We start from the raw sequence: 25,281 nt of genomic DNA on the forward strand, positions 1-25,281 counted from the left end.
CCATTCTTATTGTTATCGGACATTGCCGGCAGCCTACTGCATTCGTCGGTTATTGCAATGCGACCTTGGCGGCCCTTTCAATCCTCCAGCAGGCCCAGGTAGAAGCGCCATTCCGCCAGCAGCGCATGGGCGCGATTGGCCGGCTGGCGGAAACCGTGGCGCTCCTGCGGATAGCGGTGGCACTCCACGCGCACGCCGCTGCGCCGCAGGCCGGCGACCATCGCCTCGGTCTGCTCCGGCACCACCACCGCGTCGAGCCCGCCCTGGAAGAACACTACCGGCGCGCGGATACGCCCGACCTGAAGCACCGGGCTGCGCACCAGGTAGCGACGGCGCTGGCGCAGCGGGTCGCCAATCAGCCAGTCGAGGTAGTCACCCTCGAACTTGTGGGTGCAACGCGCCAGTGCCAACGGATCGCTGACCCCATAGAGACTGGCGCCGCCGCGCAGGCCATCGAGGCAAGCCAGGGCGCGCAACGCGCTGTAGCCTCCGGCGCTGGCGCCACGGACGAAGACCCGGGCGCGGTCGATCCGTCCCTCCGCGTCCAGCTGCGCCAGCGCGGCCTCGATATCGCGCAACTCCAGGCGCCCCCACTGGCCGCGCAAGCGCTGCCGATAGGCGCGGCCGTAGCCGCTGCTGCCCCGGTAGTTCAGCGCGGCCACGGCGAAACCGCGCTGGGTCCAGAACTGCAGGCCGGCATCGAACGCCGGCGAATGCATCGAGGTCGGTCCGCCATGCAGCCACACCAGCAGCGGCGGTGGTCGTCGGGGATCGACGCGGCGGCGGGCATTGCGCGGCGGATAGAAGAAACCGTGGCCGTTTTCGCCGTTGCCCAGCCCATAGACGAAGGCCTGCGGATGCGACAGGTCGTCCTCCGCCAGCGGTCGCTCGCCGCCACGCAGCACCTCGACACGCAGCTCGTCGCGATGGATCGCCAGCAGCGCCGGCAGGCGCCCGGCCGCCGCCGCGATGCAGTAGAACGCCCGGGCATCCGCGGCCAGTCCGGCGAACCGGTTCCAGTCCGCGGCCAGGCGCCGCTCGCTGCCGTCCGCTTCGCGCAGGAACAGTTGCCCGCCGCCGGCCTCGACGCGACTGAGCAGCAGCCTTCCCTCTCCCAGCGGCAGGTAGCTGCAAGCGCCCAATTGCCAGGGCGCGCCAGCGTGGTCGGCATCGGCGAAGCGGCCGGCCAACGCTACCTCGGCGCAGGGACGCCACCAGCCGTCGCGGTCGCTCAGCCAGTGAAGGCGGCCGGCGGGATCGAAGCGTGGTTGCTGGATCGACTCGCCGCCTCCGGCTCCGGCCAGGCAGCGCGTACGCCCATTCTCCGCCAGGCCCAGGCGGGTCTCGGTCCAGGGCTGGTGCGGACGGTCCCATTCGATCCAGGCCAGCCGCCGCCCCTGGCCGGCGGCACGCGGCGCGGCGTAGAAATCGGCACCCTCGACCAGCACCCGGCGCGCGCCATCGGCGTCCAGGCGCACGATGCGATGCACGACCCCGGTCGGCCCATGGCTCTCTTCCACCGCCAGCAGGGCATCCCAGGCATCGACGTAGGCCAGGTCGCCGTAGCGACACTGCGCCCCGCCGCCCAGCACTTGGGCTGCGCGGCCCGCTCGCCAGCGGCGTACCTGCTGGTCGGTTTCGTCGACCCAGGCCAGCCCGTCGAGCGTCACGCAGCAGGCGCCGCCGCCGTACTCGTAGACCCGGCTGCGCACCGAGCCGTCCGGCGCGGTGGGCTCCTCCAGCACGCCGTCGCGCCACAGGTACAGGCGCGAGCGCGCACTGGCCGGATCGAATTCCACCCAGGCCAGCCCGCCATGGGCCGCCTTCAGCTCGCTGAAATCGCGCCCGGCGGCCACCGCGCGCTCGGCGCTCCAGTCGCTCGGCCAGTCGCCGTAGTCGACCATTGCCTCAGGCCTTGCAGATCAGGCGTGACGCGCGCTGGTTGCGCCAGGTCAGCGCGTCCAGGCCAAGCGGCGCCTCCTCGGCCTGGCGACGGGCCGCGAGGATCAGGTCGTGCCGTGCCGACTTGGCGCAGACCGGGTCGGTGGCGTCGGCATCGCCGGTGAGGAGGAACGCCTGGCAGCGGCAGCCGCCGTGGTCCCTCTCCTTCTCCTCGCAGGAACGGCAGGGTTCGGGCATCCAGGCGTCGCCGCGGTAACGGTTGAAGCCGAACGATTCGTACCAGATGTGGCGCAGGCTGTGCTCGCGCACGTTGGGAAACTGCACCGGCAATTGCCGCGCGCTGTGACACGGCAGCGCGGTGCCGTCGGGGGTGATGTCGAGGAATACGCTGGCCCAGCCGCCCATGCAGGCCTTCGGCCGTTCCTCGTAGTAGTCGGGGGTGACGAAGATCAGCTTGCACGGGTTGCCTTCGGCGGCCAGCCGCTGGCGGTATTCGGCGGTGATCCGCTCGGCGCGCTCCAGTTGGGCGCGGGTCGGCAGCAGCCCGGCACGGTTCAGCGCGGCCCAGCCGTAGAACTGGCAAGTGGCGAGTTCGACGTAATCGGCTTCCAGCTCGATGCACAGCTGGATGATCCGCTCGATGTTGTCGATGTTGTGCCGGTGGGTGACGAAGTTGAGCACCATCGGATAGCCGTGCGCCTTCACCGCGCGGGCCATCGCCAGTTTCTGGGCGAAGGCCTTGCGTGAGCCGGCGAGCAGGTTGTTCACTTCTTCGTCGGCGGCCTGGAAGCTGATCTGCACGTGGTCCAGCCCGGCCTCGGCGAAGCGCGCCAGGCGTGCCTCGTCGAGGCCGATGCCGGAGGTGATCAGGTTGGTGTAGAAGCCCAGGCCGCGCCCTGCCTCGATCAGTTCGGCGAGGTCCTGGCGCAGCAGCGGCTCGCCGCCGGAGAAACCGAGCTGTGCGGCGCCCAGCTCGCGGGCCTGGCGGAACACCTCGATCCATTCCGCGGTACTCAGCTCGGCGCCCTCGCGGGCGAATTCCAGCGGGTTCGAGCAGTACGGGCACTGCAACGGACAGCGATAGGTCAGCTCGGCCAGCAGCCAGAGCGGCGGCCCCACGCTTTCACTGCAGCTCGATCCAGAATTGCGCATGGGCCACCTCGAGGAACGCCAGGATGTCTTCGTCTATGCCGGGGACTTCGGGGAAACGCTCGCGCAGCGCCGCGACGATGGCCGCCACGTCGCGGCGGCCATCGACCAGCTTGAGGATTTCCCCGGCGCTGTCGTTGAGCTTGACCATGCCTTCGGGGTAGAGCAGCACATGGCAGTCCTGGGCCGGTTCGAACTGGAAGCGGAAGCCCCGGCGCAGCATCGGCACGCTGTCGAGCGACGGCAGGCTCATGATGCCAGCCCCCGATGCCAGACCCGCTCGCGGGTCACCGTGTGGTACGGCGGGCGTTCGAGTTCGTAGGCCATGCTCATCGCGTCGAGCATGCTCCACAACACGTCCAGCTTGAATTGCAGGATATCCAGCATGCGTTCCTGTGCCTCGCGGGTCCGATAGTGCTCCAGGGTGATCCGCAGGCCGTGCTCGACGTCGCGCCGGGCCTGGGCCAGGCGACTGCGGAAATACTCGTAGCCGGCCGCCTCGATCCACGGATAGTGGCGCGGCCAGCTGTCCAGCCGCGACTGGTGGATCTGCGGGGCGAAGAGTTCGGTCAGCGAACTGCTCGCCGCCTCCTGCCAACTGGCGCGACGGGCGAAGTTGACGTAGGCGTCGACGGCGAAGCGCACGCCGGGCAGCACCCGCTCCTCGGACAGCACCTGCTCGCGCTCCAGGCCCACCGCTTCCGCCAGACGCAGCCAGGCCTCGATGCCGCCCGCCTCGCCGGGGGCGCCGTCGTGGTCGAGGATACGCTGGATCCACTCGCGGCGGACCTCGCGGTCGGGACAGTTGGCCAGGATCGCCGCGTCCTTCAGCGGGATGTTGACCTGGTAGTAGAAACGGTTCGCCACCCAGCCCTGGATCTGTTCGCGACTGGCACGGCCCTCGTACATCGCGACATGGAACGGATGGTGGATATGGTAGTAGCGTCCCTTGTCGCGCAGCGCCCGTTCGAATTCGGCGCGATCCATGGCGGCACGGCTCATGTTGGCCCCCTACAGCTGGATGTGCATGCCATCCCAGGCCACTTCGATGCCACTGGCATCCAGCTCGGCGCGTTCGGCCGAAGCGGTGTCGAGGATGGGATTGGTGTTGTTGATGTGGATGAGCACCTTGCGCGCGGCCGGCACCTTCGCCAGCACCTCGAGCATGCCGCCCGGCCCGCTCTGCGCCAGGTGCCCCATCTGCCGGCCGAGCTTGTCGCCGACCTCGCAGACCAGCATCTCGTCGTCGCGCCAGAGCGTACCGTCCACCAGCAGGCAGTCGGCGCGGCGCATCCATTCGAGCAGCGCCTCGTCCACCTCGCCGAGGCCCGGTGCATAGAACAGCGCACCGGCGCTATCGAGGTCCTCGACGAACAGGCCGATGTTGTCGCCCGGATGCGGATCGCCGCGATGCGGGGAATACGGCGGCGCGCTACTGCGCAGGGGGATCGCGGTGAAGCGCAGGCGCGGACAGGCCGGAATGGCGAAAGGCTCGCCATCGAGGGCGATCGGCCGGTGGCGCAGGCCGCCGTTCCAGTGGGAAAGCATGGGGAACAGCGGGAAGCCTTCGCTGAGGTCCTGGTGGACCATCTGCGTGCACCAGACTTCGTGCGGGCAGCCTTCGCGCAGGCTGAGCAGGCCGGTGGTGTGGTCGATCTGGCTGTCGAGCAGGACGATCGCGCCGATCGCCGTATCGCGCGGCCGACGCGCCGGCTGGAGGGCCGGGAAGGCGGCGATCTGGGCACGGATGTCGGGCGAGGCGTTGCAGAGGATCCAGCGCTCGCCGTCGTCGGACAGGGCGATGGAGGATTGCGTGCGTGGCTGGGCCGCTACGCTGCCGTCGCGGACCCCGCGACAGTTGCGGCAGTTGCAGTTCCACTGGGGGAAGCCGCCGCCGGCGGCCGAACCGAGAATACGGATGTGCATGGGTCTGCCCCGCGGGCTGGAGGGAGGCCCCGGAAGACCGGGGCCGAACGGATCAGCGGTTGGCGAAGTAGAGGGTCACTTCGAAACCGAGACGCAGGTCGGTGAAGCTGGGCTTGGTCCACATGGGGTCGATCCTCTCTGGTGGGGCCGGGCGATTCCGGCAGGTCGAGTTAAACATCAGCGGGGCTCGCTCCGAATGAGACTTTCGAAGGAGTTTTCCCCCTGATTTGGTAGGGACTGCCTGTCCCGCCCAAGGTTCGCCGGGAGAACGCCGTTGCGCCCCCTGGTTCGCCCTGGTGCAGGGCAGAAGCCTAGTCCATGCAGGGGCGGCGGCGAGGCGAAAAAAAAGACGCGGCCAGGGCCGCGTCGCGCCAGAACCCGCCATGGGGAAAGCCGCGTCGGGACGCGGGACGAGCGCACCCGCAGGTGCCTTGGCGGAAAGGCCGCGGGTCGGAGCGATCCGCGGCGGCTGAGGACCGCTCAGAAGAAGCCCAGCGGGTTGATGTCGTAGCTCACCAGCAGGTTCTTGGTCTGCTGGTAGTGGTCGAGCATCATCTTGTGCGTCTCGCGACCGACGCCGGACTTCTTGTAGCCGCCGAACGCGGCGTGGGCCGGGTACAGGTGGTAGCAGTTGGTCCACACGCGACCGGCCTTGATCCCGCGGCCCATGCGGTAGGCGCGGTTGATGTCGCGGGTCCAGAGGCCGGCGCCGAGGCCGTACTCGGTGTCGTTGGCGATGGCCAGGGCCTCGGCTTCGTCCTTGAAGGTGGTGACGCCGACCACCGGGCCGAAGATTTCCTCCTGGAACACGCGCATGCCGTTGTGCCCCTTGAGCAGGGTCGGCTGGATGTAGTAGCCGCTGGCCAGGTTGCCTTCGAGCTTCTCGACGCTGCCGCCGGCGAGCAGCTCGGCGCCTTCCTGCTGGGCGATGTCGAGGTAGGAGAGGATCTTCTCGTACTGCTGCTGGGAAGCCTGGGCGCCGACCATGGTCTCGGTGTCCAGCGGGTCGCCGCGCTTGATCGCCCTGACCTTTTTCAGCACCTCTTCCATGAATGCCGGGTAGATCGACTCCTGGACCAGCGCGCGGGACGGGCAGGTGCACACCTCGCCCTGGTTGAAGAAGGCCAGCACCAGGCCCTCGGCGGCCTTCTCGATGAACGCCGGCTCGGCCTGCATGATGTCTTCGAAATAGATGTTCGGGCTCTTGCCGCCCAGCTCGACGGTGGAGGGAATGATGTTCTCCGCCGCGCACTTGAGGATGTGCGAGCCGACCGGGGTGGAACCGGTGAAGGCGATCTTGGCGATGCGCTTGCTGGTGGCCAGGGCCTCGCCGGCCTCCCTGCCGAAGCCCTGGACGACGTTGAGCACGCCCGGCGGCAGCAGGTCGCCGATGAGTTCCAGCAGCACGCAGATGCCCAGCGGGGTCTGCTCGGCCGGCTTGAGCACCACGCAGTTGCCGGCGGCCAGCGCCGGGGCCAGCTTCCAGGCGGCCATCAGCAGCGGGAAGTTCCACGGGATGATCTGCCCGACTACGCCCAAGGGCTCGTGGATGTGGTAGGCCACGGTGCTGTCGTTGATCTCGGCGGCGGAGCCTTCCTGGGCGCGGATGCAGCCGGCGAAGTAGCGGAAGTGGTCGGCGGCCAGGGGGATGTCGGCGTTGAGGGTCTCGCGCACGGCCTTGCCGTTGTCCCAGGTCTCGGTGACGGCGAGCAGTTCCAGGTTCTGCTCGATGCGGTCGGCGATCTTCAGCAGGATGTTCGAACGCTCCTGCACCGAGGTACGGCCCCAGGCGTCGGCGGCGGCGTGGGCGGCATCGAGGGCCTTGTCGATGTCCTCGGCGGTGGAACGGGGGAACTCGGCGATCGGCTGGCCGTTCACCGGCGAGGTGTTGGTGAAGTACTGGCCCTTGACCGGAGGCACGAACTCGCCGCCGATGTAGTTGCCGTAGCGAGGCTTGAAGGTGACGACGGCACCGGGGGTTCCGGGCGCTGCGTAGATCATGGCGAAGCTCTCCTGTGTGGTCGTTCCGCCGTGGCGCGGCGGACTCGTGCAAGGGCGCCGCGGTCGGCGGCGAAGGGTCGGGCGCGTCACTCGTCGACGTGCACGCTTTCCAGATAGCTGCGGATCGCCCAGAGGCCTTCCTGGCTGATGAAGTCGGCCATCTTCGGCATGTACACCGCGCCATCGCGCACCGCGCCGTTGATGACCCGCTCCTTGAACCATTCGTCGCCCTCGGCGCCGGTCTCCAGCAGGCGCAGGTCCGGGGCGATGCCGCCGGACTTGGCTTCCAGGCCGTGGCAGCGCGCGCAGTTCTGGTTGTAGGCGGAGGCGCCGATCTCGACGGCGAGGTCGTGCTTGGCGTAGGGCTTGCGGTAGGGGTTGGTGTCGCGCCATTCCTTGCCCAGCGGCTCGAGTCCCTTGGTGTCCACTGCCTGGGGGGTCACATCGCCGTGGGCCAGCGCCAGGCTCGAGAGGCTGAGACCGGCCAGCACCAGCAGGCCGCGCAAGGCGTTGTTCTTGTTCATCACTTCATTCCTCCGGGGAGACAGGACAAGGCACGGGCGCCAAACGGCGCTCATCGCCATCCTAGGAAGCTCCGCCGCGCGCCCGAATCCTGCTTTGGGCGTCCTCGCCTACTCCCTTCGGAGTAGAGCCTCGGAAGGCCTTACGCGGGGCTTTGGCAGCAAGTCCAAGTCATGCCCCGTCCGGGAAGTCTTCCCGGACGAATCGGGCGATCTTCCGTTCCCGTCGGCGCGCCCCGCTTCCACCATGAAGCCGCCGCGGCCCGAGCAGCGGCCTGCCGTTTCTCGACCCTCACTCCAAACGGGAACCCGATCATGACAACAAGAACCTCACCCGCCCCTGCCGGCCTCCTGCGCCCGAGCCTGCACTGCCTCGCCTTCGCCGTCGCCCTGGGCAGCGCTGGCGCCGCGCTGGCCAAGGATGTGACCTGGGAGGACATCGCCAACGACGACAAGACCACCGGCGACGTGCTGCAATACGGCATGGGCACCCACGCCCAGCGCTGGAGCCCGCTCAAGCAGGTCAACGCCGACAACGTGTTCAAGCTGACCCCGGCCTGGTCGTACTCCTTCGGCGACGAGAAACAGCGCGGCCAGGAGTCCCAGGCCATCGTCAGCGACGGCGTGATCTACGTGACCGCCTCCTACTCGCGGCTGTTCGCCCTCGATGCGAAGACCGGCAAGCGCCTGTGGACCTACAACCACCGCCTGCCCGACGACATCCGCCCGTGCTGCGACGTGGTCAACCGCGGCGCCGCGATCTATGGCGACAAGGTGTTCTTCGGCACCCTCGACGCCTCGGTGGTGGCGCTGAACAAGAACACCGGCAAGGTGGTGTGGAAGAAGAAGTTCGCCGATCACGGCGCCGGCTACACCATGACTGGCGCGCCGACCATCGTGAAGGACGGCAAGACCGGCAAGGTCCTGCTGATCCACGGCAGTTCGGGCGACGAGTTCGGCGTGGTCGGCCGCCTGTTCGCCCGCGATCCGGATACCGGCGAGGAAATCTGGATGCGTCCCTTCGTCGAAGGCCACATGGGCCGCCTGAACGGCAAGGACAGCACGGTGACCGGCGACGTCAAGGCGCCCTCCTGGCCGGACGATCGCAACTCGCCGACCGGCAAGGTCGAGTCGTGGAGCCACGGCGGCGGCGCTCCCTGGCAGAGCGCCAGCTTCGACGCCGAGACCAACACCATCATCGTCGGCGCCGGCAACCCCGGCCCGTGGAACACCTGGGCGCGCACCGCCAAGGGCGGCAACCCGCATGACTACGACAGCCTCTACACCTCCGGCCAGGTCGGGGTGGACCCGAGCAGCGGCGAGGTGAAGTGGTTCTACCAGCACACCCCCAACGACGCCTGGGACTTCTCCGGCAACAACGAACTGGTGCTGTTCGACTACAAGGCCAAGGACGGCAAGATCGTCAAGGCCACCGCCCACGCCGACCGCAACGGCTTCTTCTATGTGGTCGACCGCAGCAACGGCAAGTTGCAGAACGCCTTCCCCTTCGTCGACAACATCACCTGGGCCAGCCACATCGACCTGAAGACCGGCCGCCCGGTGGAGCGCGAGGGCCAGCGCCCGCCGCTGCCGGAACCGGGGCAGAAGCATGGCAAGGCGGTGGAAGTATCGCCGCCGTTCCTCGGCGGCAAGAACTGGAACCCGATGGCCTACAGCCAGGACACCGGCCTGTTCTACGTGCCGGCCAACCACTGGAAGGAAGACTACTGGACCGAGGAGGTCAGCTATACGAAGGGCAGCGCCTACCTTGGCATGGGCTTCCGGATCAAGCGCATGTACGACGACCACGTCGGCAGCCTGCGCGCCATGGACCCGGTCAGCGGCAAGGTGGTCTGGGAACACAAGGAACACCTGCCGCTCTGGGCCGGGGTGCTGGCCACCGCCGGCAACCTGGTGTTCACCGGCACCGGCGACGGCTACTTCAAGGCCTTCGACGCGAAGAGCGGCAAGGAGCTGTGGAAATTCCAGACCGGCAGCGGCATCGTCTCGCCACCGATCACCTGGGAACAGGACGGCGAGCAGTACCTCGGCGTGACCGTCGGCTACGGCGGCGCCGTGCCGCTGTGGGGCGGCGACATGGCCGACCTGACCCGGCCGGTGGCCCAGGGCGGTTCCTTCTGGGTATTCAAGCTGCCCAGCTGGGACAACCGCACCGCCAGCCGCTGATCCCCGCGCCGCGCCCTGCGAGGCGCGGCTTTCCCCGCCTGCGGAGTATCCCGATGAAGACCTTCCTCCTCTGCGCCGCCTTGCTCGGCGCCGGCCTGGCCCAGGCCGCCGACGACATCGACGACGTCCGCGTCATCGCCGGCTGCCGCCTGGAGCCCGGCGCGCGCTGCGCCAAGGCCGACTTGCGCGGCGCCGACCTGCGCAACCTCGACCTCGGCCGCATCGACCTGGCCGGCGCCGATCTCTCCGGCGCCGACCTGCGTCACGCCAGGCTCGACCTGGCCAACCTGGAAAAAGCCAACCTGCGTGGCGCCGACCTCACCCGCGCCAGCCTGCAGCAAGCCAACCTGCGCGGCGCCGACCTCTCCGGCGCCAGGGCGGTGGCGATCCAGGCCTGGGGCCTGTTCGCCCAGGGCGCCCAGTGGCAAGGCGCCGACCTCACCGCCGCCTACCTGGAGTTCGCCCGTCTCAGCGGCGGCCGCCTGCACCAGGCCACGCTGCGCGCCGCCGACCTGGAGATGACCTGGCTGTCCCGCGCCGATCTCAAGGGCGCCGACCTGCGCGACGCCAACCTGCAGGAAGTCAAGCTGGCCGAGGCCAACCTGGAAGATGCCGACCTGCGCGGCAGCAAGGTGCGCTTCGGCAACTTCCAGGGCAGCAACATGCAGGGTTGCAAGGATTGCCCCGCGGGCTGGCAGTGAAGCGCCGGACAGCAGCGACGGCGCCCCTAGCCGAGGCTGCCGCGAGCCTCCTCGGCGAGCGGCAGCGGCAGGCCCAGCCGCAGCACGCCGCTGTCGATGGCCCGGTGCACCAGTTCCGCCTGGGTACTCACCTGCAACTTCTGCTTGAGCAGGCTGACATGGTTGGACACGGTCTTGGCGCTTACCCCCAGGTGCTCGGCCACCTCGCGCAGGGCCAGGCCACGCGCGAGCAGGCGGAAGATCTCGAACTCGCGACGGGTCAGCCCGCGCAACGCTGCCCCGCCCTGCTCTTCCCACGACTGGCAGGCCAGGCGCGTGGCCAGCGGCTGCTCCAGATAGAGCTGGCCGGCGAGCACTCGCCGTATCGCCTCCAGCAGCACCGTCGGCGCCGCGCGCTTGGTCACGTAGCCGCGGGCACCGGCATCCAGCGCCTGGCGCACCAGGGCCAGTTCGTCGTGGAGGCTGAAGAACAGCACACGCAACTGCGGCAGGCGCTGGCGCAGCCGGCGAGTCAGTTCCAGGCCGCTGATGCCCGGCAGGCCGAGATCGACGATGACCAGCGAAGGAATTTCCCGCTGCACCGCCTGCAAGGCTTCTTCGCCATCGCCGGCCTCGCTCACCTCCACGTCGGGGAGCAGCCCGCGCAACAGCGCGGCCAGCCCTTCGCGGACCACGAAATGATCGTCCACCAGCAGGATCTTCATCGTCCTCTCCTCTCAGTCGCCGCGTTCCAGCGGCATCCGCAGGCGCAACGCCAGGCCCTGTCCGGGACGGCTGCGCAGGCTCAGTTCAGCGCCCAGGCAGCGCGCGCGCTGGCGCATCGAGTCCAGGCCGAAGCCGGGTGCCGGGTCCGCCGCGCAGCCGCGACCGTCGTCGCGTACGCTCAGGTAGAGAAAGCCGCCACGGCGTTGCAGGCGGATCCGCACGCGGCTGGCGCCGGCATGCCGGGCGACGTTGTTCAGCGCCTCCTGCAACAGGCGGTAGAGATGGGTCCCGGCCGCCGCATCCAGGGGCGGCAGCGGACCGCACAGGCGCAGCTCGCAGGCGATGCCCTGGCCTTCCTGCCAGTCCGCCACGCAGGCGCGCAGCGCCTCGTCCAGCGACTGGCGTTGCAGGGCCGGCGGCGGTAGACCGCGCAGCAGCGCGCGGAAGCTGTCGTCCAGCCCCTGGCAGTAGCGCTCCAGGCGTGCCAGCGCCGGCTGCCCGTCGCCTGCCGTGCAGCGCAGCAACAACAGTTGGGTGCGGATGCCCGTCAGGTACTGGCCGATATCGTCATGCATCGCCTGGGCCAGCAAGCGCCGCTCGCGCTCCTGCACGGCGAGCAGCCAGCGGTACTCCGCCGGGCCGGCGGGTCGCAGGTCATCCATGGCGTGGCTCAGGGGGCGATCCGACAGGCCTGTCCGACGGCGCAGGCGGCAGGTCTTTCCTGGCCGAGGTGGCGGGAATAGAGGAAATCGAACCCGAGCAGGCTGAGGATCAGCAGGATGGGCAACACCAGGGTGACGGCGATGCGCATGGCGGCGACTCCTGTCCATTGTCGTTGTCGAGACATGCTAGGACGCGCGGAGCCACGGCGTGCTACTACCTTGGTACTGCCGGGCCGCTACTTTTGCGCGGCCACCCGCCTCCAGCCGCCCTTGCGGGCGCCGCCGATGCAGCAGGAGCGCTGCGCAAGCGCCTGGTCCTGCTACTTTGGTACTGGTTCACCCCTCCGGACGTCGAATTTCCAAAGCAGCGCGCCTGCCCTGTAATGACGCATACAAGAAGAAACGACGAGAAGCCGCCATGCCCCGCCTTGCCTTGCCCCGCGTAGCGCCCGACTACCCTGCGGTGGTCCCGCCGCAGTACCGAGTTCGCCTTCTCCGCCTACCCGGCCGCCGACGCTCCGCGACGCGTCCCCGGCAGCGCGCGGCGGAACGCCCACCCGCTGGGCTATCGCGCCCACGACTGCTACCGTGAGCGCATTCGCGTCCGCCCGCGTGCCCCGAGCCGCCACCAGCCGCCCATAACGACAATAACGAGGTGCAGGCCATGTACAAGATCCTGATCGCCGACGACCACCCGCTGTTCCGCGAGGCCATCCACAATGTCATCGCCGACGGATTCCCCGGCAGCGAAGTGATGGAAACCGCCGACCTCGACAGCGCCCTGGGCCTGACCCAGGAACACGACGACCTCGACCTGATCCTGCTCGACCTGAACATGCCCGGCATGCACGGCCTCAACGGCCTGATGAACCTGCGCAACGAGGCCCCGACCATTCCCGTGGTTATCGTCTCCGCCGAGCAGGACAAGCAGGTGGTGCTACAGGCCATCACCTACGGCGCGGTGGGCTTCATCACCAAGTCCTCGCCACGCGCGCAGATGACCGAAGCCATCGAGCAGATCCTCAACGGCAACGTCTACCTGCCCTCGGACGTGATCCGCACCCAGAAGAGTTCGCCGCGACGCAGCGGCCACGAAGAACACGGCATCTCCCCGGAACTGCTCCAGGCCCTGACCCGCAAGCAGCTGCTGGTGCTGGAGCGGATGACCAAGGGCGAGTCGAACAAGCAGATCGCCTACAACCTGGAGATCGCCGAAACCACGGTGAAGGCGCACGTCTCGGCGATCCTGCGCAAGCTCAAGGTACACAACCGGGTCCAGGCGATCCTCAGCGCCGGCGACATCGACTTCGCCGCCTACCTGCGCCGCTGAGACCCGCCGATGCCCGACCGCCGTACCCTGCTGCTCACTGTCCTGGCGATGCTGGCCTTCGCCGGCAATTCGCTGCTCTGCCGCGCGGCGCTGAAGGACACCGCCATCGACGCGGTCAGTTTCACCGCCCTGCGTCTCTTCTCCGGCGCCCTCATGCTCGCCGTCCTGCTGCATCTGCGCCGGCGCCCGGCCACGCCCGCGCGCGGCGGCTGGCGCGGGGCGGCGGCGCTGTTCGTCTACGCGGCCGCGTTCTCCTACGCCTACGTGCAGCTGGACGCCGGCACCGGCGCGCTGCTGCTGTTCGGCGCGGTGCAGGTCACCCTGCTGCTGGCCGGCCTGCTGCGCGGCGAACGGCTGGGCGGACAGGCGCTGCTCGGTTTCCTGCTGGCCCTGGGCGGCCTGCTGTTCCTGTTGCTCCCCGGAGCCAGCGCGCCGCCGCTGGGCGGTGCCCTGCTGATGCTCCTGTCCGGCCTCGCCTGGGGCCTCTATACCCTGCTCGGCCGCGGCGGCGGCGATCCGCTGGCGGTCAGCGCGGGCAACTTCCTGCGTGCCCTTGCCTTCGCCGCCCTGCTGCTCCTGGCATTCCACGGGCAGTTGCGGCTGGACGGCGCCGGGCTGGCCTATGCCCTGCTTTCCGGCGCCCTCGCCTCCGGCCTCGGCTACGCCGTCTGGTACAGCGCACTGCCGGGGCTGACGGCGATCCAGGGCGCCTCGGTGCAGCTCAGCGTGCCGGTGCTCGCCGCCCTCTGCGGCGCCCTGCTGCTCGGCGAGCCGCTCGCCCCGCGATTGCCGCCGGCGACCCTGGCGGTGCTCGGCGGGATCGCCCTGATCCTCGCCCCGCGCCTGGGCCGCGCGGCGCGCGAAGGCGCCTGAATCAGACCGAGGCTTCGCGCTCCAGCAAGTGGCAGAGCGCGGTCTTCAGCTTCATCGGCCGCACCGGCTTGTGCATCAGGGTATGGCCAAGCTCGCGGACCTGCTGCTTGAGCTCGTTGCTGTAGTTGGCGGTGATCATCAGCGCCGGCAGCGGCGAGCCGCGCCGGGCGTTGATCGCGGCGACCGCGTCGACGCCGTTGCGCTGGTCGTCGAGGTGATAGTCGACGATCAGCAGGTCGGCCTCGGCATGGTAGTTGTCGACCTGTCGCGCCAGGTCTTCCTCCGACAGCGCCGTCACTACCCGGCAGCCCCAGGCTTCGAGCAACGTGCGCATGCCGGCGCAGATCGCCGCATCGTTGTCCAGCACCCACACCCGCGAACCACGCAGGCGCTCGCGCAGGTCGTCCGCGCTGGCCAGCGGCTCGGCGCGACTGCGCGGGGCATGGCGGGCCAGCGGTACCTCGATGGCGAAGCATGAGCCCTTGCCCGGCAGCGAGCCGACCCGGACCCGGTGGCCGAGCATGCGGGCGATCTTGTCGACGATCGCCAATCCCAGGCCGAGACCGCGGTCCTGGTGACAGCGCTGTGACTCGCCGCGCTTGAATTCCTGGAAAATCTCGCCGAGCTTGTCGGCGGCGATGCCCACCCCGGTGTCCCAGACCTCGATCGACAGGCGCTGCCGATGCCGGCGGCAACCCAGCAGCACGCGCCCTCGCGGGGTGTAGCGGATGGCGTTGGAAAGCAGGTTGCGGAGGATTCGCGCGAGCAGTTGCTGGTCGCTGCGGACCAGCGCCCCGCAGGCCACGAAGTCCAGGCGTAGCCCTTCGCTGGCGGCTACCTGGCGGTACTCCGCGGCCAGGTTGCCGAGCAGTTCGCCAAGCTCGAACGGGGCGATGTCCGGGGTGATCACGCCGGCGTCCAGCTTGGAAATGTCCACCAGGGTGCCGAGCAGGTTCTCCACGTCCTCCAGCGAATGGCTGATGTTGTTCACCAGCGCCTCGTTGTCCCGCGCCGCGCTGCCGCGCTCCTGCAAGGCGCTGGTGAACAGCCGCGCGGCGTTCAGCGGTTGCAGCAGGTCGTGGCTGACCGCCGCGAGGAACTTGGTCTTCGACAGGTTGGCCTGTTCCGCCTCGCGCTTGGCCTCGCGCAGGCGCGCCTCGACCTGGCTGCGCTCGTGGATCTCGCGCTTGAACTGGTCGTTGAGGGTGGTCAGCTCGGCGGTCCGCTCGCGCACCCGCTGTTCGAGGTTCTGGTAGGCCTGGTGCAGCGCCTCGGCGGTCCGCCGGCGCTCGGTGATATCCCGAATCAGCACGAACAGCCCGGCGACCCGGCCGTCGGCCTGGCGGTTCGGCACGTAGGAGCGCTGCATGTAGCGCTCCTCGCCGGACAACGCGGTCTCGGCGATCTCGAAGGTCACGCTTTCGCCGGCCAGGGCCCGCTCGAAGTACGGCTCCAGGCGCCGGCAGTGCTCGGCGCCATGCACGTCGCGCAGGCAGCGGCCGAGCATCGAGCCGCTGGGCCAGCGGTACCACTCCTCGTAGACCTTGTTGGTGAATTCGTAGACCAGTTCGTCGCTGAGATAGGCGATCAGCGCCGGCACCTGGTCGGTGATCAGGCGGATCCAGCGCTCGCTGGCGCGCAACGCCTCGGCGTGGCGATAGCGTTCGGTGATGTCGGTGAAGGTGTTGACGAAGCCGCCGGTGGGCAGCGCATGGGTACGGATCTCCAGCACCCGGCCATCGAACAGGCGCTGCTCGCGGGCGCTCAGCGGACTCCCCTGGGAGTCCTGGCTGCGCGGCGTGAGCAACGGCAATTCGCTCTCCGCCATGACTTCGGCGAAGGCCCGGTGCCCGGCGATCGGGGCCAGCCCGCAGAGCTCCAGGAAGCGCCGGTTCCACAACTCCAGCACGCCGTCGGCACCGACCATCGCCACGCCCTGGGAGAGATTGTCCACCGCCCGCTGCAACAGGTGCGACTTCTGCGCCAGCGCCTGCTCGCGGCGCGCGGTCTCGCTGAGCTTGATCTCGGTGACGTCGCTGTAGAGCACCGCCAGCCCGCCGTCGCGGGTCGGTCGCTCGCTCATCCGCAGCCAGCGCTCGTCGCGCAGGCGGTACAGGGTCTGCTGGTCGCCGCCACGCTGCTCCTCGACGATCAGCCCGCCGCTACGCGCCAGCCGGTGCAGTTCGGCGCGACGCATGCCAGGACCGATCCGCGCCCGGCTGTCGATCCACAGCGCGCGGAAGCGCTCGTTGAACAACACGATGCGTTGCTGCGGATCGAACAGGACGAAGGCGTCGGAGATGCTTTCGATGGCGTCGAGCAGATGCTGGTGGGCGGTCTCGGCACGCAGGCGAGCGTCGCTGAGCAACTGGTTGCTGGCCTTCAGTTCGAGCATCGTCTGGCTCAGCGCGTCGGTGCGCTCGCGGACCTGCTCGGCCAGCACCACGGAATACTGGAAGGCGCCGTAGGCCTCGTCGCTCTGCGCGGCGCTCGACTCGATGCGTCCGATCAGCGCCTGGTTGATCCGCTGCAACTTGTGCCGCTCTTCTTCGAGGGCGACGACCCGCGCCTGCAGCTCAGCGACGGACACCTCCGCGGGGTCGGCCAATGGCGACCCCGGTGAAGGTCTGGTTGATATGCATGCCATTGAATTGCTCTCCGTAGGTGTTGAAGCCGATCACCTGCTGGCTGCGGAGAAACGCGGCGGTAGCTTGCGTGTCACCGCCGACCTCCAGCTCCAGGCGCCGCAGGAAGCAGTCGCAACCGATGGTCAGCAACGGCGGTCCGAGGCGCTCGTGGAGGCGGCGGAACTGCGCCTCCAGGTTGGGCAACAGCGGGCCGGTGCTCATCGCGGTGAGAACGATGCCGTTCTCCACCGCACAGTAGAACGTCAGGCTCAGGTCCTCGTTGGCCTGCTGGATCGAGCGCACGTAATAGCGTTCGTCGACCCGCACCGCCAGCGGATGCGCAGAGAACAGGGCGAAATCCAGCGCCTGCGGTGCCACCCCGACCAGCCGGGCGTATTCCAGCGCCGCCGGCTCGGCGTTGAGTTCGTGGACCCGCCGGCTGCCGCTGTCGGCGCGGGTCACCACCAACTTTTCGGCGCGCGGCACCACGTGATGGGTGGTGAAGACCTCGAAGTCCAGCCAGGTGTTGACCAGCACCACCACTGCCGCCCCGGTATGGAACTGGCCCTGGTGGTAGACATGGGTGTGGGTCAGGTGCCGGTCGTCGCCGGCCGAGCCACCGAAATGCGGGATCGCGCCGAGCGCCGCGCCAAGCGCGGCGAGCACCACCTCTTCGCGGCTGGACAGGCCGTCGAGCAAGGTCAGGGCGAAGCTGTGGTCCTTGATCGGCGCCAGGCCGCCGCGGCGACAGCCGGCCACCAGGGTCTCGACCATCTGCTGCGCGTCCAGCAGGCTGAAGCGCTCCATTTCGTCGATCAGCGCGCTGCTGATGGCGAAGCTGCGCACGTCGAAGCCCACCGCGCTGACGCAGCCGCGCCCGTAGCCCGCCGGAGTGATCTCGCCGGCTGTGGTGCAGCCGACCAGGTCGATGCCGCCGAAGTAGCGTTCGAGCATCTCGGCAAGGGCCGGCAGGTCGTATTCCGCGGAACAGAAGAACAGCACGAAGCCCAGGTGCGGATGGATAAGCTGGCGCGCCAGGTCCTGGGCCACCACTTCGACGTCGCGCGCGCTGGACATGCCCCTGCAGACCCCTTCCCCCTGCCCTTCGTACATGCCCGCTCCCCCGTCGTTCCGCCTCGCCAGCATTCTACGAAGGGCGCCGCCGCGGCCCCTATCCTACTTGGGTCGCGGCGGGGTCCTTCGAAAGTAGCGGTATCACCAGTTCAGTACGGCGCCGAGGGCCACGGTGTCGGTGTCCTCGTCGAGCGCGGTACCGTCGCGCCCGTCGATCCGGTAGCGGTTCAGCTCGGCGACCAGCTTGAGGTTGTCGTTGATCGTGCGGAAATAGGCGATGCCGCGACTCTCGTAGTCGGCCGCGGAACCCAGGCCGTTGCCGTCGTCGACGGTCTTGCCGTAGGACAGCGCCAGGCGGTTCTTGCCCCATGAATACGAGCCCTGCAGCAATGCGCCGCGGCTGTCCACCTCGCGCAGCGCGGCTTCGCCGGCGTTGTTGGTGAAGAAGGGATTGATGCCCTTGGCGGTGAACCCCGAACCGGTCACGGAGAAGCCGCCCATCTTCACCTGCAAGCCATAGCCGACCCCCTTGGAAGTCACGCTGTCGACGCTGTCGCTGGTGTTCTTCGAAGTCTGGTAGCCGCCGTTGATCCAGCTGTAGACCTGCGCCCCGGCCAGGTCGAACTGGTAGCTGACCTCGCTCTCGTAGCGCGGGTTGTCCTGGTAGGCCTTGTCGTCGAGGCCGTCGCTGGCATCTTTGTCGATCTGGTTGGAGTCGATCGGGTCGAGGATGCCCACGGCGATGCGCAGGCCGGGCAGCAGGTTGTTGTTGCGGTAGGTGATCTGCGAGGTGGGGAACGGATACGGATAGCCGGTGCCGATGTTGCCGAAGGAGACGCCCTTGCCGTCCACCAGGCCGAGGGTGTCGCTGGGGTTGCCGAAACCGGCCAGCAGTTCGTCGAGGAAGATGTTCGAGCGCGAGAACAGGCCGAAGTCCTTGCCGATCAGCACCTCGCCCCAGTCGCCGGCGACCGTGCCATAGAACTGACGGACGTCGATGGCGGTATCGGTGCCGTCGGTCTCGCTGTCGTTGATGGTCACCCAGAAGGAAGCGCGACCACCGAGGCTCAGCTCGTCGACCTTCCTGCCGAAGTTGAAGCCGATGTAGTTCGGCAGGAATCCCATCTTCACCCGCGACTGGCGGCGATCGTAGGTCTCGCCCTGGCGGTCGACGTCGCTGTTGACGTAGAAGGCATTGAAGTAGCCGTCGGTGGAAAATGTGGTCTCGTCCTTGTCGTACAGCAGGATATCGGCGGCGGCCGGTTGCAGGCCGCCCAGGGCACCCAGCGAGGCCAGGGTCAGCGGCAGGATTCGGCGAACGGCGGTGTTGTTCTTGTTCATGGCGCACTCCGCGAGGTGAAACGACCGGGCCGGTCGTGGCGGAGCCGATTATCGAAACCGGGAAAGCCCTGCCATACGCTTCCTTGGGCCTGCTTCGACGCTTCTTCATGGTGGGCGTGGGTGCCGCTGCGCAAGGCGCGGGCAGCGCTCCTCCGGCGGTAGCGCAACCTTGGTCGCGGCGGGAGCGCCACCGAAGCAGCGCGGCTTTCGACCTAACGCCGCAGTGACGCCGGCAAGGCTGTCGTCGAGTTACCGCGTGGCTCGCTTCAGCGCCGGCTGGAAAGCACCCACCAGCCGCCGCGCGCCTCCAGCAACCGGGCCTGGGCCGCGAGCAGGTCGTCGCCGCTCAGGCCGAGGGCGGCCTCGGCGAGCAGCCGGGAGCGACCGGCGCCACCGCCAAGGTGCTCCGCCCAGGCGCGCCGTGCTCGCTCGGCGAAGCTACCCGGCGCTCGGCGCAGGTCGTCGGCGAGGGCTTCGCGCAGGCCGGCCAGGCGTCGCGCCGGCAGTTGCGCGAGCGCCTCGACGGAGCGCTGGAGGAAGGTCTCCATATGCTCCAGCAAGCGTTCCGGGCAGGCACGCGGAGATTGCGCGGCGAACAGCAGGCCGCGCCGGGCGCCGACCTCGCGGAAGCCGCAGAACAACGCGTAGCCCAGTTGCAGCTCGTCGCGCAGGCGCCGCTGGAAGGCCGGTTCGTGCAGGCGCGCCAGCAAGCGCCAGGCCGCCTCCATCGGCACCTCCTGCGTGGGCAGCGGACAGAACAGCAGCAACGCCGACTCGCCGTCCATGGCCAGTTCGCGGCGATGCCGTCCGGGCCTCGGCGGCAGAGGCTCCAGGCGCTCGCCGGCAGCCTGGCCGGGCATCCATCGGGGATCTGGCATCGCGGCCTGCATGACCAAGGCGTCCCAGCGCGTCCGCCGCCAGTCGTCGACCTCCGCCAGCGGCTCGCCGAATACGCCGGGCAAGGCGTCCAGCAATTGCCGGATCGGCAGGGCAGTGGCGCTGCGGCGCCGCTCGGCGGAGGACAGACGCTCGCCGCTCGCGCGCCAGTCGGGCGGCGCCGCGAGGAGCCGGGCCAGGGCCGGGCGCACGGCGGCCTCGAGGCGATCGCGCGGACCGAGCAGGCTCAGCGACCAGTCCTCGCCGAGCGCCTCCAGGCCCATCTCCACACCCCCCAGGCGTGCCTGGCCGCACAGCGGACGCAACGCCTGGCGCAGCGCCAGAAAGCGTGACCGTACGGGCACGCCGGGAAAGCGCCAGCGCAGGAACAGCGCGCCCTCGGTGGCGGCACTGGGCGGCAACGGCAGTTCGAAGCGCCAGGCATGCCGCTGCGCGGTCAGCGGCGGCGCTGCGGCAACCGGCGCCACACTCAGGCGGAAGCCCGCCGACCAGCGCGCTTCGGCGCCGTCGAGTTCGCTGTCCAGGTGCAGCCGCAGGCAACGGTCGGCGCGCAGCGCGTCCAGGCAGGCCGGGCGAATCTCCGCTGGCAGGCCAAGAACGCGCTGGCGTAGTCGCTCCAGCGGTGCAGTGGGCTCCGCCAGCAACGGCCGGCGCGCCGCCAGCAGGCTGGCGGCATCGTCGCGCAGGGCGCCCAGCCAGTCGAAAAAGGCCGCCTCCAGCGCCGCCGCCGCGCTGCCGTCGAACAGTTCGAAGGTCAACGCCAGGAGCGCCTGCCGCGCATCCCGGTGAACCACCCGCAGCGCCGCCGATTCGCCCAGGCCCTGTTCGCCGAGTGCCGCCAGCAACCCGCCCGGCGAGCGATCGCCGAGCAATTCGGCGAACGCCTGCAGGGTCTGTTCGTCGGCCTCCCGCAAAGCGTCGAGGGCAAAGCCCAGCACCAGCCGCGGCGGTCCCGGCAGGCGCAGCGCCAGCGCTTCGCCGGCGAAGGGCAGCAACGGCGGCGGCGGCGGACTCGCGCCTGGCGCGCGCCCCGGCAGGTCGGCGCAGGCACGCTGCGCCAGCCTCTCCAGCTCGTCCAGTGCCTGCGGCCCTTGCAGCCATAGCTGGCAATTGCCGGCGTGATAGTGGGCGGCATGGAATTCGCGCAGGGCCCGCTGGAACGCATCGTTCTCCAGGGCCAGGCTGTCGCGGCGCCCGGCAGCGAAACGCCGCAGGGGGTGTCCGGCGGGCAGGCCGAGGGCCAGCGCTGCGTCGATCAGGGTCTGCTCGTCGGCCGAGCGCGCCAGGTATTCGGCCTCGAGTACTTCGCGCTCGCGCCGTTGCGCATCGATGTCCAGCAAGGGGCGGGCGAGCATGTCGATCAGCCGTGCCAGACCGGCGCCAAGGTGCTCCGCCGTCACCTCGAAGAAATAGTCGGTGGTCCTGCCCCGGGTGCTGGCGTTGACCTGGCCGCCGCGCACCTGCAACCACGGCATCAGGCGCTCGTCGCCGGGAAACGCCGCGCCACCGAGAAACGACAGGTGCTCGAGGAAGTGGGCCAGGCCGGGATGCGCGCTCGGCTCGTCGTGGCTGCCCGCCGCCACCCGCAGCCAGGCAGCGGCGCGCGATGCCGCCGGATCATGCGCCAGGTGCAGGCGCAGGCCGTTGGGCAGCACGCAGGCGCGGCTCCAGGGGTGGTGTTGGGCGTGGCGATCCATGGGCGTCCTCGCGGGTTCCGAGGCTGAACCTTACCCTTCCGCGAGGCGAAGGAAATAGTCCTTTCGCCGGGTCGTATCAGGAAGCCGGCGGCTCCTGGCCAGACGCTTCCTCGGAGTACAGCGCCCGTCCGCCGTCGGCCTTGAGCGCCTGCAGGACCTCCGGCGCACGGCACGGGGCGAACAGGTCGAGGCCGGGATCGTAGGCGCCGGTGCGCACTTCCAGCAGGCCGAGCATCGAGTGGAACAGGTTGTCCTGGGACAGCTCCTCGTTGCTGCGCTGGCGCAGGCAGCTACTGTCGAGGCCGAAGGCGCTCTGGTAGCCGGGCGAGAACCAGGCCAGCATGCCGACGTGCTTCTGCTGGTCCGGCGCCAGCAGGTAAGGCGTGCCATGCAGGTAGAGGTTGTACTCGCCGAGCGACTCGCCATGGTCGGAGAGGTAGAGCATGCCGGTATCGATGCGCTCTTCGTTCTTGCGCAGCAGGTCGATCAGGCTGGCCAGCACGTGGTCGGTGTACAGCAGGGTGTTGTCGTAGCCGTTGATGATGCTGTCCCGCGAGCAGGCGCTGAAGTCGTTGCTGGCGCAGACCGGGGTGAACTTCTCGTACTCCCTGGGATAGCGCTTGAAGTAGGCCGGGCCGTGGCTGCCCATCTGGTGCAGGACCAGCACGGTGTCCTGTTGCAGCCCGTCGATGAAGGCCTGCAAGTCGCGCAGGAGGATCTCGTCATGGCACTCGCCGCCGGCGCACAGGGCCGGATCCTTGCTCTCGCTCAGGTCCTGGAAGGCGACGCGGTCGCAGGTGCCCTTGCAGCCGGACTGGTTGTCCCGCCACAGGACCCGCAGGCCTGCGCGCTGCAACACATCGAGAAGGCCTTCCTGGGTGCGCGCGCGAGCGTCGCTGTAGTCCGCGCGGCCCAGGTTGGAGAACATGCAGGGCACCGACACCGCGGTCTCGGTACCGCAGGAGTGCACGTTGGAGAAGTTGATCAGGCCCTCCTCGGCCTTCAGCCGCGGGTTGGTCTCGCGAGCGTAGCCGTTGAGGCCGAAGTTCTGTGCCCGCGCGCTCTCACCCACCACCAGCACGGTCAGCGACTTGCGCGCATGGCCCTGCCACAGGTCGGCGCGCCGGGCATCGACGGCGATCGGCCGCAGCGGCTGGCTGGCGGCCTGGGCCTGGCCCTTGGCGTAGCCGATGGCGGCGCCGACCAGGTTGCTCGGGGTGACCTGCAGGCGCAGTTCCTTGTTGTTGCGGAACAGCGAGGACAGCCCCTGGTAATTGGCCAGCGCCACCCCGGCAAGCAGGGCCAGGCAGGCGAGCGCCACCAGCAGCTTGCTCAGCAGCTCGCGTGGCCACGGCCGGTAGCGCACCGGCGTGCGCCACAGCAGCCAGACCGGCAGCGCGCCAAGCAACGCCAGGTAGACGGCGAGCTTCGGCGAAAGCAGGTCGGCGACCTCGGCCGGGTTGGTCTGCATGACGTTGCGCAGCATGCCGACGTCCATCAGCACGCCGTACTGGGTCATGAAGTAGGTGGTACCGGCGGCCGCCAGGATCAGCAGGGTCAGCGCCGGCTTGAGCAGCCAGCGGAACGCCAGCAGGGTCAGCGCCAGGTTGAAGATCGCGGCGATCATCAGGCCGACCGCCAGCATCATGCCGAGGCCCTGCCAGCCCCCCGGGGTGATCGCCAGCAGGCGTTGCCACAGCGGCAGGTTGTAGAACAGCAGGAAGGCGAGGCTGACCAGCAGGGTCAGCAGTTCGGGACGGACGGCGCGGGCTTTCGACATGGGCACGGATCTTCACTGACTTACGGGTTGCCGTGCGCAGCGTTGCCCCTGGCAGCACTCGACGACGGCGGCAGTCTGCTCGGCGATCCGTCAATCTTTCGTGAAGAATACCTACAGAAAACGTAACCCTTCGGAAGCGCCGCAGCCCTTGTATTCCGGGGCTTTCAGCCGGATTTCAAAAAGTTCGCGGGAAGCTTTCCGGGCGTTTTCCGGGTTCGCCGTCATACCCCCCGTATGGCGCCGCCGACGCAGGCGGAAGACAGCAAGCGGCAAGGAATGCGGAGCGCTCCGGCGCCGGTGCCTACGGACTGTTCTGATTGCGACGTCGTTTTTCAACAAAAGGACAGCCAGACCAATGTCTATCCCGCGACCCCGGCATTTTCGTTAGCATGCCAAGCTTACGGCCCGGGTCCCACAAGGACGGCGGCCGCCTCCCCTGCTCGTCCCATCCAGATGAGTGCCGTTTCCCCTACCCCCCGGGAAACCCTTCTGTGAATTTCCTCGAGCAGCGCGGTACCTCTCCAGCATGAACGCTTTGAAAGGCCGGGACATCCTGGCGCTTGGTTTTATGACCTTTGCCCTGTTCGTCGGGGCCGGCAACATCATCTTCCCGCCCATCGTCGGCTTGCAGTCCGGCCCCCATGTGTGGCTGGCGGCGCTGGGCTTCCTGATCACCGCGGTGGGGCTGCCGGTGATCACCGTGATCGCCCTGGCCAAGGTCGGCGGTTCGGTCGACGCCCTCAGCCATCCGATCGGCAGGTATGCCGGCGGCCTGCTGGCGGCGGTCTGCTACCTGGCGGTCGGCCCGCTGTTCGCCATTCCGCGCACCGCCACGGTGTCCTTCGAGGTCGGCGTGGTGCCGCTGCTCGGCGAGAGCGGCACGGCGCTGTTCGTCTACAGCCTGGCGTACTTCCTTCTGGCCCTGGCCATCTCCCTCTACCCCGGTCGCCTGCTGGACACCGTCGGACGCTTCCTCGCCCCGCTGAAGATCCTCGCCCTGGCGATTCTCGGCGTCGCCGCCTTCCTCTGGCCCGCCGGCCCGATCGGCACGGCCCAGCCGGAGTACACCCAGGCCGCGTTCTCCCAGGGTTTCGTCAACGGCTACCTGACCATGGACACCCTCGCCGCGCTGGTCTTCGGCATCGTCATCGTCAACGCCATCCGTTCCCGCGGCGTGCAGTCGCCGCGTCTGATCACCCGCTATGCCATCGTCGCCGGGCTGATCGCCGGTGTCGGCCTGGTGCTGGTCTACGTCAGCCTGTTCCGGCTCGGCGCCGGCAGCCATGCCATCGCCGCCGACGCCAGCAACGGCGCGGCGGTCCTGCATGCCTACGTGCAACATACCTTCGGCAGCCTCGGCAGCTCGTTCCTGGCGGGACTTATCGCGCTGGCCTGCCTGGTCACCGCGGTCGGCCTGACCTGCGCCTGCGCCGAGTACTTCTGCCAGCGCCTGCCGCTGTCCTACCGCAGCCTGGTGATCATCCTGGCAGGGTTCTCCTTCATCGTTTCCAACCTCGGCCTGACCAAGCTGATCCAGGTCTCGATCCCGGTGCTCACCGCGATCTATCCGCCGTGCATCGTGCTGGTGGCGCTGAGCTTCTGCATCGGTCTCTGGCATTCGGCGACGCGCATCCTCGCCCCGGTGATGCTGGTTTCCCTGGCGTTCGGCGTGCTCGATGCCCTGAAGGCGGCGGGCCTGGGCCAGGACTTCCCGCAATGGCTGCTGCACCTGCCGCTGGCCGAACAGGGCCTGGCCTGGTTGATCCCCTCGGTCGCCACTCTCGCCGCCTGCAGCCTGGTCGACCGCCTGCTGGGCAAGCCTGCGCAAGTCGCCGCCTGAGCAGGCCCCAGCGGCCTGCCGCTTGTTCTCCCGGCCGAGCGCGGGACATGCCGGCGGGCGGCGCCAAT

The 25,281-nt window shown here is 69.0% G+C and carries 21 protein-coding genes; 5 read left to right on the forward strand and 16 right to left on the reverse strand.

The annotated features are described in order from the left end of the window. Window positions 1–77: 77 nt before the first annotated feature. The 8 genes from AC1RB9_RS15545 to pedF form a co-directional block, all read right to left on the reverse strand. Window positions 78–1,904, reverse strand: a complete 1,827-nt coding sequence (locus tag AC1RB9_RS15545; RefSeq protein WP_003121719.1) for an alpha/beta hydrolase family protein — start codon at window positions 1,902–1,904, stop codon at window positions 78–80. Window positions 1,905–1,908: 4 nt separating this feature from the next. Further along, the gene (pqqE, locus tag AC1RB9_RS15550; protein ID WP_003119136.1) at window positions 1,909–3,054 is read right to left on the reverse strand and encodes a pyrroloquinoline quinone biosynthesis protein PqqE; all 1,146 of its coding nucleotides are present in this window, start codon (window positions 3,052–3,054) and stop codon (window positions 1,909–1,911) included. Next, the gene (pqqD, locus tag AC1RB9_RS15555; RefSeq protein WP_003088542.1) at window positions 3,026–3,304 is read right to left on the reverse strand and encodes a pyrroloquinoline quinone biosynthesis peptide chaperone PqqD; all 279 of its coding nucleotides are present in this window, start codon (window positions 3,302–3,304) and stop codon (window positions 3,026–3,028) included. The genes pqqE and pqqD overlap by 29 nt, the downstream gene beginning before the upstream one ends. Next, window positions 3,301–4,053 carry a pyrroloquinoline-quinone synthase PqqC gene (gene pqqC / locus AC1RB9_RS15560; protein WP_003111679.1) on the reverse strand — a complete coding sequence of 251 codons (753 nt, stop codon included), beginning with the start codon at window positions 4,051–4,053 and terminating at the stop codon, window positions 3,301–3,303. Before pqqC ends, pqqD begins: the two co-directional genes overlap by 4 nt. 9 nt (window positions 4,054–4,062) lie before the next feature. Beyond that, window positions 4,063–4,977 (reverse strand): pyrroloquinoline quinone biosynthesis protein PqqB, encoded by a 915-nt coding sequence (pqqB, locus tag AC1RB9_RS15565; protein WP_003113495.1) that lies wholly within the window; start codon window positions 4,975–4,977, stop codon window positions 4,063–4,065. A 52-nt stretch (window positions 4,978–5,029) separates the two neighbouring features. After that, window positions 5,030–5,101, reverse strand: coding sequence for a pyrroloquinoline quinone precursor peptide PqqA (pqqA, locus tag AC1RB9_RS15570; protein WP_003106462.1), 72 nt, complete (start codon window positions 5,099–5,101; stop codon window positions 5,030–5,032). A 356-nt stretch (window positions 5,102–5,457) separates the two neighbouring features. Then, window positions 5,458–6,978, reverse strand: coding sequence for an acetaldehyde dehydrogenase ExaC (gene exaC / locus AC1RB9_RS15575; protein WP_003117412.1), 1,521 nt, complete (start codon window positions 6,976–6,978; stop codon window positions 5,458–5,460). Window positions 6,979–7,064: 86 nt separating this feature from the next. Then, window positions 7,065–7,502 carry a cytochrome c-550 PedF gene (pedF, locus tag AC1RB9_RS15580; RefSeq protein WP_003107652.1) on the reverse strand — a complete coding sequence of 146 codons (438 nt, stop codon included), beginning with the start codon at window positions 7,500–7,502 and terminating at the stop codon, window positions 7,065–7,067. A gap of 312 nt (window positions 7,503–7,814) precedes the next feature. On the opposite strand from pedF, the gene exaA reads away from it, so the two are divergent. Together exaA and AC1RB9_RS15590 are read left to right on the forward strand one after the other, a co-directional pair. Continuing rightward, entirely contained in the window at window positions 7,815–9,686 is a 1,872-nt protein-coding gene (gene exaA / locus AC1RB9_RS15585; protein WP_003088524.1) for a quinoprotein ethanol dehydrogenase, read from the forward strand. 53 nt (window positions 9,687–9,739) lie between these two features. After that, window positions 9,740–10,387: a pentapeptide repeat-containing protein gene (locus tag AC1RB9_RS15590; RefSeq protein WP_003088520.1), complete on the forward strand. Its 648-nt coding sequence runs from the start codon at window positions 9,740–9,742 to the stop codon at window positions 10,385–10,387. Window positions 10,388–10,413: 26 nt separating this feature from the next. On the opposite strand, the gene AC1RB9_RS15595 is transcribed toward AC1RB9_RS15590, so the two are convergent. The 3 genes from AC1RB9_RS15595 to AC1RB9_RS15605 are packed head-to-tail and all read right to left on the reverse strand — an operon-like array spanning window position 10,414 to window position 11,903. Continuing rightward, a complete protein-coding gene (locus tag AC1RB9_RS15595) occupies window positions 10,414–11,091 on the reverse strand; it encodes a response regulator transcription factor (protein WP_003160135.1) in 678 nt (225 codons plus the stop codon). Between the two features lie 12 nt (window positions 11,092–11,103). Continuing rightward, window positions 11,104–11,754: a sensor histidine kinase gene (locus AC1RB9_RS15600; protein ID WP_003450294.1), complete on the reverse strand. Its 651-nt coding sequence runs from the start codon at window positions 11,752–11,754 to the stop codon at window positions 11,104–11,106. 8 nt (window positions 11,755–11,762) lie between these two features. Further along, a complete protein-coding gene (locus tag AC1RB9_RS15605; protein ID WP_003088510.1) occupies window positions 11,763–11,903 on the reverse strand; it encodes a hypothetical protein in 141 nt (46 codons plus the stop codon). A gap of 515 nt (window positions 11,904–12,418) precedes the next feature. Between AC1RB9_RS15605 and agmR the strand changes: the two genes are divergently transcribed. Further along, on the forward strand, window positions 12,419–13,084 hold the full coding sequence (gene agmR / locus AC1RB9_RS15610; protein ID WP_003117409.1) for a response regulator AgmR: 666 nt from the start codon (window positions 12,419–12,421) through the stop codon (window positions 13,082–13,084). A gap of 9 nt (window positions 13,085–13,093) precedes the next feature. Further along, window positions 13,094–13,957 carry a DMT family transporter gene (locus AC1RB9_RS15615; protein WP_003113465.1) on the forward strand — a complete coding sequence of 288 codons (864 nt, stop codon included), beginning with the start codon at window positions 13,094–13,096 and terminating at the stop codon, window positions 13,955–13,957. A gap of 1 nt (window position 13,958) precedes the next feature. On the opposite strand, the gene nahK is transcribed toward AC1RB9_RS15615, so the two are convergent. The 5 genes from nahK to AC1RB9_RS15640 form a co-directional block, all read right to left on the reverse strand. Then, the gene (gene nahK / locus AC1RB9_RS15620) at window positions 13,959–16,604 is read right to left on the reverse strand and encodes a hybrid sensor histidine kinase/response regulator NahK/ErcS' (RefSeq protein ID WP_003119141.1); all 2,646 of its coding nucleotides are present in this window, start codon (window positions 16,602–16,604) and stop codon (window positions 13,959–13,961) included. Beyond that, on the reverse strand, window positions 16,534–17,697 hold the full coding sequence (gene nosP / locus AC1RB9_RS15625) for a nitric oxide-sensing protein NosP (RefSeq protein WP_003106998.1): 1,164 nt from the start codon (window positions 17,695–17,697) through the stop codon (window positions 16,534–16,536). Before nosP ends, nahK begins: the two co-directional genes overlap by 71 nt. A 102-nt stretch (window positions 17,698–17,799) precedes the next feature. Then, entirely contained in the window at window positions 17,800–18,999 is a 1,200-nt protein-coding gene (locus tag AC1RB9_RS15630) for a porin (protein WP_003117407.1), read from the reverse strand. Between the two features lie 266 nt (window positions 19,000–19,265). Next, window positions 19,266–21,593, reverse strand: coding sequence for a pyrroloquinoline quinone biosynthesis protein PqqF (gene pqqF, locus AC1RB9_RS15635; protein WP_003450291.1), 2,328 nt, complete (start codon window positions 21,591–21,593; stop codon window positions 19,266–19,268). A 76-nt stretch (window positions 21,594–21,669) separates the two neighbouring features. Then, window positions 21,670–23,373 (reverse strand): phosphoethanolamine transferase, encoded by a 1,704-nt coding sequence (locus AC1RB9_RS15640; RefSeq protein WP_003450289.1) that lies wholly within the window; start codon window positions 23,371–23,373, stop codon window positions 21,670–21,672. A gap of 526 nt (window positions 23,374–23,899) precedes the next feature. Here AC1RB9_RS15640 and brnQ point away from each other — a divergent pair. Beyond that, window positions 23,900–25,213 (forward strand): branched-chain amino acid transport system II carrier protein, encoded by a 1,314-nt coding sequence (brnQ, locus tag AC1RB9_RS15645; protein ID WP_003113469.1) that lies wholly within the window; start codon window positions 23,900–23,902, stop codon window positions 25,211–25,213. The last annotated feature ends 68 nt before the right edge of the window (window positions 25,214–25,281 follow it).

The sequence above is a fragment of the Pseudomonas sp. 20-5 genome, assembly GCF_056782835.1.

Coding starts and splice junctions, on each gene's coding strand:
- AC1RB9_RS15545 (WP_003121719.1), bottom strand. CDS start 1,904: ATGGTCGACTACGGCGACTGGCCGAGCGACTGGAGCGCCGAGCGCGCG.
- pqqE (WP_003119136.1), bottom strand. CDS start 3,054: ATGCGCAATTCTGGATCGAGCTGCAGTGAAAGCGTGGGGCCGCCGCTC.
- pqqD (WP_003088542.1), bottom strand. CDS start 3,304: ATGAGCCTGCCGTCGCTCGACAGCGTGCCGATGCTGCGCCGGGGCTTC.
- pqqC (WP_003111679.1), bottom strand. CDS start 4,053: ATGAGCCGTGCCGCCATGGATCGCGCCGAATTCGAACGGGCGCTGCGC.
- pqqB (WP_003113495.1), bottom strand. CDS start 4,977: ATGCACATCCGTATTCTCGGTTCGGCCGCCGGCGGCGGCTTCCCCCAG.
- exaC (WP_003117412.1), bottom strand. CDS start 6,978: ATGATCTACGCAGCGCCCGGAACCCCCGGTGCCGTCGTCACCTTCAAG.
- pedF (WP_003107652.1), bottom strand. CDS start 7,502: ATGAACAAGAACAACGCCTTGCGCGGCCTGCTGGTGCTGGCCGGTCTC.
- exaA (WP_003088524.1), top strand. CDS start 7,815: ATGACAACAAGAACCTCACCCGCCCCTGCCGGCCTCCTGCGCCCGAGC.
- AC1RB9_RS15590 (WP_003088520.1), top strand. CDS start 9,740: ATGAAGACCTTCCTCCTCTGCGCCGCCTTGCTCGGCGCCGGCCTGGCC.
- AC1RB9_RS15595 (WP_003160135.1), bottom strand. CDS start 11,091: ATGAAGATCCTGCTGGTGGACGATCATTTCGTGGTCCGCGAAGGGCTG.
- AC1RB9_RS15600 (WP_003450294.1), bottom strand. CDS start 11,754: ATGGATGACCTGCGACCCGCCGGCCCGGCGGAGTACCGCTGGCTGCTC.
- AC1RB9_RS15605 (WP_003088510.1), bottom strand. CDS start 11,903: ATGCGCATCGCCGTCACCCTGGTGTTGCCCATCCTGCTGATCCTCAGC.
- agmR (WP_003117409.1), top strand. CDS start 12,419: ATGTACAAGATCCTGATCGCCGACGACCACCCGCTGTTCCGCGAGGCC.
- AC1RB9_RS15615 (WP_003113465.1), top strand. CDS start 13,094: ATGCCCGACCGCCGTACCCTGCTGCTCACTGTCCTGGCGATGCTGGCC.
- nahK (WP_003119141.1), bottom strand. CDS start 16,604: ATGGCATGCATATCAACCAGACCTTCACCGGGGTCGCCATTGGCCGAC.
- nosP (WP_003106998.1), bottom strand. CDS start 17,697: ATGTACGAAGGGCAGGGGGAAGGGGTCTGCAGGGGCATGTCCAGCGCG.
- AC1RB9_RS15630 (WP_003117407.1), bottom strand. CDS start 18,999: ATGAACAAGAACAACACCGCCGTTCGCCGAATCCTGCCGCTGACCCTG.
- pqqF (WP_003450291.1), bottom strand. CDS start 21,593: ATGGATCGCCACGCCCAACACCACCCCTGGAGCCGCGCCTGCGTGCTG.
- AC1RB9_RS15640 (WP_003450289.1), bottom strand. CDS start 23,373: ATGTCGAAAGCCCGCGCCGTCCGTCCCGAACTGCTGACCCTGCTGGTC.
- brnQ (WP_003113469.1), top strand. CDS start 23,900: ATGAACGCTTTGAAAGGCCGGGACATCCTGGCGCTTGGTTTTATGACC.